This is a genomic window from Candidatus Paracaedibacter symbiosus (assembly GCF_000757605.1).
Lineage (GTDB): Bacteria > Pseudomonadota > Alphaproteobacteria > Paracaedibacterales > Paracaedibacteraceae > Paracaedibacter_A > Paracaedibacter_A symbiosus.
The window spans coordinates 1456721-1470454 of the sequence record NZ_JQAK01000001.1 but is presented as its reverse complement, the minus strand read 5'-3'; the positions used below and the strand labels follow the sequence as shown (position 1 = coordinate 1470454).

13 protein-coding genes are annotated in these 13734 nt (G+C 44.5%); 5 read left to right on the top strand and 8 right to left on the bottom strand.

What is annotated here, in order from left to right:
• Positions 1-5 precede the first annotated feature (5 nt).
• Positions 6-1604: a serine hydrolase gene (locus IG80_RS0106715; protein WP_032113054.1), complete on the top strand. Its 1599-nt coding sequence runs from the start codon at positions 6-8 to the stop codon at positions 1602-1604.
• A gap of 57 nt (positions 1605-1661) precedes the next feature.
• Here IG80_RS0106715 and grxC read toward each other — a convergent pair whose 3' ends face one another.
• From grxC to IG80_RS15055, 3 genes are read right to left on the bottom strand one after another with little or no spacing between them, the layout of a single operon-like run.
• On the bottom strand, positions 1662-1916 hold the full coding sequence (gene grxC / locus IG80_RS0106710) for a glutaredoxin 3 (protein WP_032113053.1): 255 nt from the start codon (positions 1914-1916) through the stop codon (positions 1662-1664).
• A 31-nt stretch (positions 1917-1947) separates the two neighbouring features.
• Positions 1948-2703, bottom strand: coding sequence for a ComF family protein (locus IG80_RS0106705; RefSeq protein WP_032113052.1), 756 nt, complete (start codon positions 2701-2703; stop codon positions 1948-1950).
• Between the two features lie 6 nt (positions 2704-2709).
• The gene (locus tag IG80_RS15055) at positions 2710-2871 is read right to left on the bottom strand and encodes a hypothetical protein (protein WP_156962077.1); all 162 of its coding nucleotides are present in this window, start codon (positions 2869-2871) and stop codon (positions 2710-2712) included.
• Positions 2872-2888: 17 nt separating this feature from the next.
• Here IG80_RS15055 and IG80_RS16785 point away from each other — a divergent pair, with 17 nt between their 5' ends.
• The 3 genes from IG80_RS16785 to mutY all read left to right on the top strand — a co-directional run bounded on the left by IG80_RS16785 (position 2889) and on the right by mutY (position 5465).
• Positions 2889-3044 carry a glutaredoxin family protein gene (locus tag IG80_RS16785; protein ID WP_084756279.1) on the top strand — a complete coding sequence of 52 codons (156 nt, stop codon included), beginning with the start codon at positions 2889-2891 and terminating at the stop codon, positions 3042-3044.
• A 385-nt stretch (positions 3045-3429) separates the two neighbouring features.
• Positions 3430-4425: an ABC transporter substrate-binding protein gene (locus IG80_RS0106700; protein WP_052046174.1), complete on the top strand. Its 996-nt coding sequence runs from the start codon at positions 3430-3432 to the stop codon at positions 4423-4425.
• Positions 4422-5465, top strand: a complete 1044-nt coding sequence (gene mutY / locus IG80_RS0106695; RefSeq protein ID WP_032113051.1) for an A/G-specific adenine glycosylase — start codon at positions 4422-4424, stop codon at positions 5463-5465. Before IG80_RS0106700 ends, mutY begins: the two co-directional genes overlap by 4 nt.
• 6 nt (positions 5466-5471) lie before the next feature.
• On the opposite strand, the gene IG80_RS0106690 is transcribed toward mutY, so the two are convergent.
• From IG80_RS0106690 to IG80_RS0106670, 5 genes are all read right to left on the bottom strand, one after another.
• Entirely contained in the window at positions 5472-6614 is a 1143-nt protein-coding gene (locus IG80_RS0106690; protein ID WP_032113475.1) for a phosphoserine transaminase, read from the bottom strand.
• A gap of 63 nt (positions 6615-6677) precedes the next feature.
• Positions 6678-7538, bottom strand: a complete 861-nt coding sequence (folD, locus tag IG80_RS0106685) for a bifunctional methylenetetrahydrofolate dehydrogenase/methenyltetrahydrofolate cyclohydrolase FolD (protein WP_032113050.1) — start codon at positions 7536-7538, stop codon at positions 6678-6680.
• 36 nt (positions 7539-7574) lie between these two features.
• The gene (locus tag IG80_RS0106680; protein ID WP_032113049.1) at positions 7575-7874 is read right to left on the bottom strand and encodes a YggT family protein; all 300 of its coding nucleotides are present in this window, start codon (positions 7872-7874) and stop codon (positions 7575-7577) included.
• A gap of 12 nt (positions 7875-7886) precedes the next feature.
• Positions 7887-9803: a 1-deoxy-D-xylulose-5-phosphate synthase gene (gene dxs / locus IG80_RS0106675; RefSeq protein WP_032113048.1), complete on the bottom strand. Its 1917-nt coding sequence runs from the start codon at positions 9801-9803 to the stop codon at positions 7887-7889.
• Positions 9804-9918: 115 nt separating this feature from the next.
• On the bottom strand, positions 9919-12582 hold the full coding sequence (locus IG80_RS0106670) for a valine--tRNA ligase (protein ID WP_032113047.1): 2664 nt from the start codon (positions 12580-12582) through the stop codon (positions 9919-9921).
• A 368-nt stretch (positions 12583-12950) separates the two neighbouring features.
• Between IG80_RS0106670 and IG80_RS13255 the strand changes: the two genes are divergently transcribed.
• On the top strand, positions 12951-13655 hold the full coding sequence (locus IG80_RS13255; protein ID WP_052046172.1) for a DsbA family protein: 705 nt from the start codon (positions 12951-12953) through the stop codon (positions 13653-13655).
• Positions 13656-13734: the final 79 nt, after the last annotated feature.

The window sequence follows — 13734 nt, the reverse complement described above, 5'->3', positions numbered from 1 at the left end:
ATCCCATGTTGAAAAAGCTTATCCTAAAATTTATTTTTATACTTTGTTTCGCGATTCCTGCAGTTGCCGAAGAATCAATTATTAATTTTGATGAATTCGATACCTATGTTGACCAATCGATGAAGGATTGGTTGGTTCCAGGCGCTGCCATTGCAATTGTGAAAGAGGGGAAGATTGTTCATCTCAAAACTTATGGGGTACGCAGTATAGAGTCCAAAAAGCCAGTAACTCCCGAAACTGTTTTTTATGTGGTTTCCCTCACCAAAGGCTTTACAGCTGCTCTTCTCTCCCGTTTGGTTGATGAAGGAAAAATTCGCTGGGAGGACAAAGTTAGGAAATATTTACCGGACTTTAAACTGGCTGATGATGCAGCATCTGAAGAATTTACCATTGAAGATTTACTTTCACAGCGAAGTGGTCTTCCTGGTTTTGCCGCAGATAGTTTAGTTGAAACGGGTTGGACAGCCCCTGAAATTTATAAGGTAATTTATAAAATTCCGCTCAAGAATCCTTTCCGTAGCACCTATGACTATCAAAATGTGTTCCCAGGAGTTGCAGGATGGATTGCGGCAGAAGTCACTGGCAAACCCCTTTCTGAAGTGTATGATGATTATCTTTTTCAGCCGCTTCATCTTGAACACACTTCCATCGGTAAAGATGGATTAACGGGTGGAGAATCTTGGTGGATTCGCATCAAAAAACACGTTTTAAGCTATTTTGCCAACAAAGTAGACCAATATTGCCAATTGAATGGCAAACCAATTGAGATTTTGGGCGGAAATGAGGCTATTTATTGCTTCGAAGCGTCCCGCGGCATCAACGCATCTATCACTGACATGGCAAAATGGATGATTTTTCAACTAAATGGCGGCATCGAAGACGGTAATCCCCTGATTTCTCCCGCCAATATTGAACGCATGCGTACCTCGCATATTAATGTCGGTGCACCTCAGGGTGGGAAGCTCTTTCCTAAAGAACGCGTCAAAAATATCGATTATGGCATGGGTTGGTTTATTCATGACTACAATCGTCTGGATGTTATAGGACACATGGGAGGAATGGTTGGCACAAGATCACTCATTGCGCTTGCTCCCAAAGAAAAAGTTGGCATTGTCATTCTCTCCAACATGGGCGGCATGCGGGTGAGCTTATTCCCTGAAGCCATACGATCTAAATTCTTCGACCTTTATCTAAAGTTGCCTGACCAGCATGACTGGAGCACAGAACTCCTCAATGAGACAGGTGCATCCCTAGCAAAAATCAATAGCGCCCGCCTTACCTATCGTTTACAGCATCCAGCAGCGATGCGCGATCTACAAGATTATGTGGGAGCCTATGAGAATGACCTCTATGGCACCCTTGCTGTCACCGCTGAAAATGGTGAGATTTATCTCAACTATCGAAAATTAAAGGTGGCCTTAAAGCATTGGAATGGTGATAATTTTAGCTTCCAACCAAATATGTTCTCTAAAACTTATTCGGGGACAGATATTGGTGATGTGATGTTTAGCTTAGCCAATCCTTCAACCGGCATTGACTCTGCAGTAGGGATTAATTTGCTTCATGAAGGTGTGGAGAATGTGTTTTATCGTAAAGATAAGTGATATATAATTTCGTCATCCCAGCATAGGCTGGCATGACAAATAGCGCAGGATCTAAAACTAGGCTAACAATGGATCAAGCTTACCTGCTGCCTCTAGAGCATATAAATCATCACAACCGCCAACAGGCTGATTGTTGATAAAGATTTGTGGTACAGTGCGCCGACCTTGCGCTTTAGCAAACATTTCTTCTTGTAAATGAGCATCATGGGTGATATCAATTTCCTGGAACTCAACTCCTTTTTTCTTGAAAAGGTTTTTCGCCTTAACACAATAAGGACAATAATCTTTACTATAAACAATAACTTTAGCCATAAACTTTCTCCTTCTTACTTTTAAAATTATTTTAAACGCCTTTCACCACTCTGGCCAGAGTTAAAACATAAACATCTTTTGCCCCTGCCCTTTTTAAGCTTTTAATGCAGGCTTCGAGGGTAGCCCCAGTCGTCCACACATCATCAACTAGTAAAATAGATTTTTTCTTGAGTAGTGCTATATCCTTAGAGTCAATTTTAAAAACAGATTTCACATTTGCTGCTCGCGCTTTACGGGATTTTCCATGCTGCGATTCTGTGTTTTTGCGGCGCTGCAAAATATTTGTTAACAGAGGTACGCCGCTATGGCGACTTAACTCCCGGCCTAGCAATGTTGCCTGGTTATATCGTCGCTTAAACAGTCGCCAACGATGCAAGGGAACGGGAATAATCACGTCGCTTTTAAGCAATAGATCTTTGCCGCTGCGCGCAAGCCACAATCCTAAAGGTTTTGCCAAATAGGTAGCATCCCCATGCTTTAGTTTTAAAATGAGATCACGGATTAATGAATCATAGCGAAATGCCGCTCTGCCTGCAGCAAACAAAGGGGGTTGATGGAGACAGTCCCCACAAATCAGATGGGACTGTTCGACAACAAACGGATGCCCACAACGCTCGCAAAAAGGGGTAGTAATGAATTCAAGATTTTTCCAACAGGGGCCGCATAACTGATTAGTACTATTAGCGTGATCGCCGCAACTAAGGCAGCGGGCGGGAAGCAACAGGTTTAACCCCAGGCTATTCCAATATTTAAGATGGACAAGGATTCTACTTGATAAAATAGACAATTTTTCCTACAGTTCAACAAACAAATTTAGAGGTGATTTAAACGTGATGATAATAAAAATTTTATCCAGTTTGTCAATAATAACAGTTTTGACAAGCGTTGCAAATGCAGTAACTGCGCCCCAACCAACGACACCAACAACTGAAGCGGCACCACCAACTTTAGACAAAAAAAGATGTTGAAGTCATTATCTACTCATCCAAGAGTTGTTATTATTGTACCGCTGTTAAAAAAGAATTAGATGGGAAAAAGATCCCCTACACAGAAAAACTTGTTGATAACAATCCAGCCCTTCTGAAGGAACTGGAGACAAAAACCGGAAAAAAACGGTTCCGCAAGTGATGATTAATGGCCGCCATGTCGGTAGCTATCTCGACATTGTTTGGGGGGATTTAGATGATATTCTGCGAAAAGATGAGTCTGCTGCAGCCAGTAAATAGTTTTTTGGCTTGATGTATACTCATGTGATTAAGTATTATCCTCTTAAATTACTCGCCATTGGAAGGGCCAAAGCTTCGAGCAATCTCCTCAATACATAAGAAGGAGATGGCAATAAGACTTAGGTTCTGTGCCATGCGATTGTATTAAAAAAGCAGTCGATATAACTGCTTGTATTTGTAATAAAATCTTATTAACCAAAAGGAACATCCACCATGCGTTGTTGTTGTCGCATTTCTTTTCTGAATACTTTACCCATTATTTATAAAATTGATTTACCGAGATTATCATGGCCAACAAATTACAAAAATTTACTAAGTATCTAATTCCTCTAGCTGCTTTTTTTACTTTTTCTGCGTTTTATCTTTTTCCTAATAGTAACTCTTCTGACCTTCCGATTATTGCCATCACTCAAATTATTGATCACCACACGCTCGATGAAGTGCGCACAGGCATGATTGATGCCCTCCAACAACAAGGCTTTAAAGATGGTGAAACTGTTCATATCGTTTATGAAAATGCCAACGGGAATGTTTCTGTGGCCACCGAAATTGCCAAGAAATTCCAGACACTAAAGCCCGCTGTGATAGTTGCGCTTTCAACCCAAAGCGCGCAAACACTGATTTCTATAGCCAGACAAGAACACGTCCCTCTTGTGTTTACCGCGGTCACCGATCCCGTGGCAGCAAAATTAGTAACAGCTTACGACAAAACTGCCGAGGGGGTAACCGGTATCAGTGACTATATGCCAGCAGACCCCCAATTAAAAATGATACAAGAGTTTGTTCCTCCTCTCAAAAAACTGGGTATCCTTTATAATCCATCTGAGGTAAATTCCGTCAGCATTTTAAAACAAATGGAACAAGCAGCCAACGCGTCAGGAATTGAACTTGTCTATGCTGCCGCCAATAATACCGCTGAAGTTGTGGCTGCAACAAAATCTCTGCTTGGTAAGGTTGACGCTATCTATTTTCCCAATGATAATACAGTAATGGCCGCCGCATCAGCGGTAGCAAACATTGCCAATCAAGAAAAAATCCCTGTTTTTGCGAATGACTCAGCTTCTGTGGCAAGTGGTGTTCTAGCGGCTGTTGCCTATGACCGTAAAGCTATGGGTGGTAAAACAGCAGATATAGTAGCAGGCCTACTAAGAGGCAGAATGACAGCGGATTTTCCTGTTACTCATGATGTCCCACAAGAAGTAGTAGTGAATAGTACCACTCAAGCGCTTTTAAGCATTGCCATTCCTGAAAACTATCGCAACCAGATTCGTCTGCTTTCATGAGGTTGGATGAATCTTTATTAGCGTGGTATGATGCGACGCATAGGCACCTTCCCTGGCGAGCCAATCCCGGAAAGGCACCCAATCCCTATCATGTACTCTTAAGTGAAATCATGCTGCAGCAAACCACTGTCGCTACGGTGATTGACTATTTCCATCACTTTATCAACCGATGGCCCACGTTAACTGATTTTGCAGCTGCCACAAAAGATGAGGTTTATCATGGCTGGCAAGGACTCGGCTATTATTCAAGAGCCCGTAATTTACATCAATGCATCCAAAAAATTGTCGCCCACCATCAAGGACAAGTCCCTCAAGATTTGGAAACATTACTCTTGCTACCTGGCATTGGTCCCTACACTGCTGCTGCTATTTCAGCTATCGCCTATAATGGCCCAGTGGTCCCCGTGGATGGCAATATCATCCGCGTCTTTTCACGACTGCTCCATTTAGAGACTGAACTTCCTCAGCTACAACAAGAAATACGTGAAGTAGTGAAAGATTATGTGCCGCCCGCTAGGTCTGGTGATTTTGCCCAAGGATTGATGGATCTCGGTGCGACTATCTGTAAGCCGCAAAAACCTCTTTGTCAGGAATGCCCCATTCAGCAGCATTGTCGTGTCGCGGGGCTTCAGATCGCGGGGTTGCTTCCCCGTAAAAAAGTAAAAGCAGCCAGACCCGTCCTTCATGGTATTACCTTTTGGTATGAAGATAATGAGGGTCGTATTTGGTTGCGTCGCCGTCCAGAAAAAGGTCTCCTCGCCAATCTGATGGAATTTCCTGGTACCCCGTGGCGCCCAGAACCATATGAAGCATTTATCGACGTCCCGCTGCATCTAACGACTACGCAGTGGACGGTGCTCCCTAAACAAATTATCCACACCTTTACCCACTTTCAACTCCGTCTCACCGTTGTCAAAGCCACAGGCGAAGATCAGCTAGGTGATATTCAAGTTATGCCACAAGACTTTAAAAACTATGCACTGCCCACTCTGATGAAAAAGGTAGCAGCCATGGTGGTAGAAGTAAGTGGTTCGGACTAATCCCCTTTATACAAAATAAGACAAGGCCCAGTCAATCCAGGGAGTGAGTCGCTCAAGATCTTCTGCCTCCACCGTTGGACCACACCAAATGCGGAAAGACGCCGGTGCTAGGTAGTGATTTTTAATCTCTAGCGCTACGCCCAACTCTGCCAACTGCAGACAAATTTTTTGAATGATTTCTGCCTGTTGTGCTTTAGAAACAGTGCTCTCTTTAAGTTTAAAGCATACCGAGATTGGTGAAGTGGTGGCCTTATCTGTTGCTAAATACTCCAAATGCGGGTGATTGTCTAACCAAACGTCCAATACCTTAAAATTACTAAGGGTTCGCGTGGTAAGCGCCTTTTGGCCACCTATTTCCTTAGCCCAGCTAAGAGCCGCCAGATAATCTTCTGCGCAAAGCATAGAAGGTGTATTAATGGTTTTTCCAATAAAAATGCCGTCAATTAATTGCTTGCCTTTTGTGAGCCGAAACAACCGTGGGATCGGCCAGGAAGGTGTATAGTGTTGCAGCTGATCAAGGGCACGCGGACTCAAAACCAGCATGCCATGCGCGGCTTCGCTCCCCAATCCTTTTTGCCAGGAAAAAGCAGTCACATCCAACTTATTCCATTCCAACGGTAGGGTAAAGGCTGATGAGGTTGCATCACAAATGCTTAGTCCCTCACGATTTTCTGGAATCCAATCAAGGTTGGGCACGCAAACGCCCGCGCTGGTACCATTCCAGGTAAAGACCACATCACGCTGGGGGTTATACTGAGACAAATCTGGCAGCTCGCCAAAATCAGCCTCAAAAATCCGTCGATCTTGGATTGCGAGCTGCTGCACGACATCAGTCACCCAAAGCTTACCAAAGACATCCCAGGCAAAAACATCAACTCCCCTACTGCCCAAGAGCGTCCATAAAGCGGCTTCAATCGCACCAGTGGCTGAACCTGCCATGATGGCGATTTGGTAGGACTCTGGCACCTCTAAAATGGTGCGAGTCAAGTCGGTCACCTCCTGTAATCGCTTATTTCCTTCAACTGAGCGATGCGATCTTCCCAATAAAGCATTGTCTAAATGACCCCAGGTCCAGTCAGGGAATTTTTTCGTTGGCCCGGAACCAAATAAAGGGGATTGTGGTTTTTGAAATGGTTGTTTGATTGGCACTGCTATTGTTTTCATGGTTTTCCAGTCCTTTTCTAACGCAGTAGATATCTCCCATCGGGATCGTTATACGCTCAGTTCAGCAGCTTTTACCGTATTAAGCAACAAATTTGCGATGGTCATTGGCCCCACCCCCCCTGGAACAGGTGTGATGAACGATACTTTAGGAGCAACACTGTCAAAATCCACATCACCAACAAGTCTTGTTTTACCCTCAGCCAACTGCAGGCGGTTGATGCCTACATCTAACACAATCGCCCCTGGCTTCACGTAATCAGCTGTCAAAAACTGCGGCTTACCCACAGCGCTGATGAGAATATCTGCCGCTGCACAAATGTGTGCCAACTTTTTTGTATGTGAGTGCGCCAGTGTGACGGTGGCATCAAGGTTGGTCAGCATGGCCGCTAAAGGTCGGCCGACTAAAATAGAACGCCCAATAATAACAACATTGGCCCCCGCAATCGAATCGCAACAACTTTGCAGTAGTTGAATACATCCTTGGGGTGTGCAGGGTGAAAACAAAGGACGCCCTTGATTAAGGAGACCTTGATTATAGGGATGGAGACCATCCACATCTTTACGGGGCAAGATGGTTGAAACCGCTTTATGTGCGTCAAGATGGGCGGGAAGAGGGAGTTGCAGGAGAATTCCATCCACAGTCACATTCCCATTTAAATGCTGGAGGGTCTGCTGAAGCATCTCCTCGCTCATATCTGCTTCAAATGAGTGTAGAAAAGAGGTTATGCCCGCCTGATGACAGGCTTCGATCTTGCGATTGACATAAATTTCACTTGCTGGATTATGGCCAACCAAAATCACTGCCAGGCCAGGGGCTCTCCCCTGGCTCTGCGTAAAGGCATGCGCGCGTGTAGCTGCCTGTTCACGCGTTAGTGCTGCAATTTTCTTCCCATCAATCAGCTCAACCATAGACTATTCAATCATTACCTAGAGGAACTTTAACATTTAGATAAACTTCAACATTAATTTAGCAGCCACACCTTGGACAAAGACAATCAATAAAAGGAGAATAATGGGTGAAATATCCATACTTCCCATGGTGGGTAGTACCCTACGGATTTGCACTAAGGCTGGCTCAACAATACGGAATAAAAAGGTGTGAATATTATATATCGCTTGATTATAACGATTGATGATATTGAAATGCTCTAACCATTCCATAATCACGTAAATCATCACAGCCCACCAATAAAGATTCAAGGCAATTATAATCACACTAAGGAGAGGCATTAAAATAATATCCATCTTATATACCCTTTACGCTACTTTAGTAGGTTTAACAATTACATGACCACCTAACGCCATTATTACCTCAGAAACTATGTTTTTGGCAACTAGTCCTGCGGTTTCATATTGCGCTGCTGGCGTGTCGTGGTCAATCAATACATCGGGTAAGCACATTGGGCGGAACTTAATTCCTCGATCAAAAACCCCTTGCCGTGCCAAGGAATGCATCACTTGGGTAGCAAAACCACCCGTGGCATTTGCCTCTACTGTCACTAAAACCTCATGATGCGCTGCCAACTGCACAATCAACGCTTCATCTACCGGCTTAGCAAAACGCGCGTCAGCCACTGTTGTGGAATAGCCATGAGCTGCTAAAATATCAGCCGCCTTTAAAGCTTCTGGCAGACGACAGCCAAGAGATAAAATCGCGACTTTCGTTCCTTCACGCACAATGCGCCCCTTACCGATATCCAAAATCTGGGCAGGGACAGTTAAATCTACCCCAAGTCCATCTCCACGCGGGAACCGAAACGCGGACGGACGATCCTCAATAGCAAGAGAGGTTGCCACCATATGCTTCAGTTCAAGCTCATCAGCCGGTGCCATCAAAACAATATCAGGCAAACATCCAAGATATGACAGATCATAACTTCCCGCATGGGTTGCCCCATCGGCTCCCACCAGTCCAGCCCGGTCGATGGCAAAACGAACAGGGAGTTTTTGCAACATCACATCGTGAACCACCTGATCGTAGCCGCGTTGCAAAAAGGTTGAATAAATGGCAACCACAGGCTTTAAGCCTTCACAGGCAAGGCCTGCAGCAAAGGTTACCGCATGTTGTTCAGCAATCCCGACATCAAAGCAACGATTGGGGAATTGCTTAGCAAAAAGGTCAAGCCCTGTCCCGGATGGCATGGCAGCAGTCACTGCCACAATTTTGTCATCCTTGGCTGCCAGTTCGCAGAGGCTTGTCGCAAAAACTTTGGTATAGCTGGGTGCAGTGGCTTGGGGCTTTTGCTGAGTTCCTGTCACCACGTCAAACTTAGCCACACCATGAAATTTGTCGGCTGACGATTCGGCCGGCGCATAACCTTTACCCTTTTGAGTGACAATGTGAATGAGGACAGGACGATTTTCTTCCATATCGCGCACATTGGTCAATAAAGGAATCAGATGCTCTAAATTATGGCCATCAATGGGCCCTGCATAAAAGAAGCCAAGCTCTTCAAACAATGTGCCACCAGAGATCATCCCCCGCGCGTATTCTTCAAAACGTTTGGCGGCAAGCTCCACGGGCGCTGGCAAGTGACTAACCAAGTCTTTCGCCATTTGCCTGATGGATTGATAGGAGCGGGAGGAAATAAGTCGAGAGAAATAGTTGCTCATCGCACCGACAGGAGGGGCAATCGACATGTCATTATCATTTAAAATCACAATCAAACGACTATTTAAAGCACCGGCATTATTCATCGCTTCATAGGCCATGCCTGCGCTCATGGAACCATCCCCAATCACCGAAATCACATGATTTTTCTTGTGACCTAAGTCACGCGCGACGGCAAAGCCAAGCCCTGCAGAAATCGATGTGGAGGCATGAGCTGCACCAAAAGGATCATAGACACTTTCGCGACGGTTGGTAAAACCAGAAGGCCCATCTACTTGTCGCAACCCTGACATTTGCTCTCGGCGGCCCGTCAAAATCTTATGGGGATAAGCCTGGTGACCTACATCCCAAATCAAAATATCATCAGGCGTATTAAACACATGATGTAAGGCCACTGTTAGCTCAATCACACCAAGGCTAGCCCCAAGATGGCCACCAACTTTCGAAACAACTTCAATAGTTTCCGATCTCACTTCATCTGCCAATTGGTGCAAGTCCGCAACCGACAAATGCTTCATATCGCAAGGTGTCTTAACGGTGTCTAAAATGGGGCGCTTATTCAAACTAACATACTCCTTTAGCAGTCGTTCATTTTTTTCCGTACAACCCTCAAGTCATGGGCCCAACGAGGGAATCGCATTTTTATTCTTAACTGTCCTATCCTTAGGTAATAATCAATTAGGCGATGCGCAATAACGCATCTTTAATTTTTTCAATTGTCACTTCAAGATTTGAAACTCGTTCTTTAAGCTCATCAATGACTTCTTGTCTAGCTTTGGCCATAAAGTCCATATTGGAAAGGCGCTTTAAGCCTGTCTCCAGCTCCGTTTGTACTTTTTGCATTTCTTTGTGCAAGCGTTGTTTTTCGGCTTCCAAATCAATACTTTGCCCTAATGGCAAAATAATGGTGGCAGCACCAAGAACAAACTGAATCACGCCTTTTAAGTTTTCCGACTGACCGACCCCAACCGACAACTCAGAAATCTTTGCCAAACGCTTGATGATAATCTCATGACGCTTAACACGTGCCTCCAACTCAGGCGTTGCTTCAAAAATCTGTAAAGGAATGGGCATTCCAGGCGGCACGTTAAATTCTGTGCGCCGAGAGCGAATTGCTGAAACCAATTCAACCAACCAATTCATTTCCTCTTGGGCCGAAACATCAACATACCGCGCATCAACAGCTTCACGCCCATATATTGGCCATTCAACAGCCATCAACAATCCTTCACCGCCACATTGTTCCCATAATGTTTCTGTCACAAAGGGGATAATGGGATTCGCGATTTTCATGAACTCCATTAAAATCCAGGACGCGGTTGCCCGGCTTTCTTGAAGCGCCTTTGCCTCCTCCACGTTCGCAAAAATTGGTTTTAAGAATTCAAGATAGAAGTCACAGTAAGTGCCCCACAAGAATTTATAGAGATCCGCTGCCGCTTCATCAAATCGATAGGCCTCAATCGCGCGGTAAACCTTGCTTGTTAGAGTCGCAAATTCGCTAACAATCCAGCGATTTACGGGCAATTTAGCCGTTAATGCGTCAAATGCCTTTTGATACACGCAAGCATTCATTTCTAGAAAACGCGCCGCATTCCATAACTTTGTCATAAAATTACGGGAGCCTTGAATCCGCGATTCACCTAGCTTTAAATCCCGGCCCGGCACTGCGAGTGAGGCCAAAGTATAACGCAAGGCATCGCAACCATATTCATCACTCAAGGTAAGTGGATCAAGCACGTTGCCCTTCGATTTTGACATCTTGGCACCTTTTTCGTCGCGCACCAAAGCATGAATGTAAACAGTCTTGAATGGCACCTGCCCAGTAAAGTGCAAGCCCATCATCATCATCCGCGCTACCCAGAAAAAGATAATGTCAAAGCCCGTATCTAATACGTCCGTGGGGTAATAACGCTTGAGCTCCACAGTCTCTTCAGGCCAACCAAGCGTGGAAAACGGCCAAAGGGCTGACGAAAACCACGTATCCAATACATCTGTTTCTTGAACAAGCTCAACTTGATGACCATAATGTCGCATCGCTTGTTCATGCGCTTGGCTTTCCGTCTCGGCCACAAAGATTTTTTGATCTGGGCCAAACCAAGCAGGAATTTGATGCCCCCACCAAATCTGGCGTGAGATACACCAAGGCTGAATATTGCGCAACCATTCAAAATAAGTTGAATTCCAGTGATCTGGCACAAACCTTGTGGTTCCGTCTTCCACCGCTTTAATTGCCGGCTGAGCCAATGTATAAGCATCCACAAACCACTGATCTGTTAAGAGCGGCTGGATTAAAACACCTGAACGCTCGCTAAAGGGCTGAGCATGAATGATTGGCTCAATCTTCACCAACAGCTGTTGCGCTTCTAAATCTTCTAAGACCCTTTTACGCGCTGCTTCAACACTTAACCCGCGATACGCTTCAGGTACATTCTCGTTCATATGCGCTTTAAAGTCTAAAATGCTGAGCATTGGAATATTGTGGCGTTTACATACTTCAAAGTCGTTAAAATCATGTGCCGGCGTCATTTTTACTGCCCCTGAGCCTTTTTCACGATCACAATACTCGTCAGCAATGATAGGAATCTGGCGGTCCGTTAGCGGCAACTTAACCATTTTACCAACCAAATGTTGATAACGTTCATCTTCAGGATGAACGGCGACTGCCATATCGCCCAACATCGTTTCCGGACGAGTGGTTGCGACCACAATAGATTCACTTGGGTTGTCCGCCAATGGATAGGCGATATACCACAAATGACCTTTGACCTCTTGGGAAAGTGCCTCAAGGTCAGACACAGCTGTTTGCAACTTGGAATCCCAGTTGACTAAGCGCTTATCACGATAGATAAGCCCCTGATTGTAAAGCTCAACAAACACTTTACGTACCGCATGGCTTAATCCTTCGTCCAGTGTAAAGCGTTGGCGTGACCAGTCGGGCGTAATTCCTAAACGACGCTGCTGTTCAACAATAGTATTACCGGAATATTCTTTCCATTCCCATACTTTTTCAACAAACTTATCGCGCCCTAAATCATGACGACTGACACCTTGCGCTTCCAACTGGCGCTCGACAACCATTTGGGTGGCAATTCCTGCATGATCTGTTCCGGGTTGCCACAATACATCATAACCGCACATGCGCTTAAAGCGGATCAACACATCCTGAAGCGTATATGTCAATGCATGCCCCACGTGCAACGTTCCAGTCACGTTGGGCGGTGGCATCATGATGGTATAAGCAGGTTTCAAAGAGTGTGGATCACAGGCGAAAAGGCCCGAAGCTTCCCATTTTTCGTATAACGGACCTTCAACTGTTTGTGGCGTAAAGTGTTTGTCTAACATCGTTCTAATCAGCAATTAAATTATTATTGGGGCTTTAAATTCTCTGAACAAAAATTGAAAGAAGTTCATTTGAGCTGATTTGGCCGGCGACTTTCACCAATTTTCTCGACGGCGATAAACTACTCCTTCGAAACTTGGTTTCCTTCTCGGCTAAAAACATCCCAAAATCATCCTCATTAAATTTTGCTCACAGAACTCAGAGCGCAGGAATATTTAGCTTAAAAGCACATTCTGGACCTTTTCTGCTCAAGGTCGCTCCGCTCTAGTCTATAAGTACTAGCTTATTTTTATTTTTTTCGCAACGAAACGCTTTTCATCCGACACTTCTTAACGTAAAATAAAATTAAGATCAGTACAGTGAGCAAAAAATGTTTTTTCAATTTCTCCCGAGCGCAAGCGCCCTCATCTTGATTTCTGCGTTTTTCACCGTAGAAGCACGGCAACCTATCCCCTCTCCTGATGCCCCTCAATCCCCTATTACTGACTCTGAATCTTTTCAATCAACACTCCCTGCTGTTATATTTGGTAGCGCCGACGCACCCTTAAAAATTGTGATGTTTCATTCGCTTAACTGTATTCACTGCAAAAAATTTAAAGATGAAGTTTTACCAGAAATTGAAACTCGATTCATTCAAAAAGGGCTTATTCAATTCACCATGGTGGATTTCCCAACTGACCCTTCTGCTCTTGACGCGGCAAAAATTGCTTGGGAAGCTCGAAATGTTGAGGCTTATCAAAAGGTAAGCCATATATTGGTAAGCAATTACGAGACCTGGGCTGGACAAGCTGATTGGCAAGATCAAATATGCAAAGTTGCCACCAACCATCACTTAATGACACAAGCCCAATGCCTCAGTGGACTTAATGACGAACCATTGGGTAAGGAAATTTTGCGCACCGCTTTTGAAGCGCAAAAAAAATACCACATTGACTACGCCCCCGCATTTCTCTTTAACGGAAAAGTAAAAGAGACAACCGGCCTTCTTTCAATTGCTGATATTGAAAATGAATTAAAGGCATTAAAAATCAATTTTAGGATAGAAACAAAAGCCGCTACAAGGGGCTCTAATTAACACCACCGAACCAGAGGTCTCTATCTAAAAGTTTGACTTTTTCTATACTGGTTTTAAGCCATCACTATATAATTTAGCT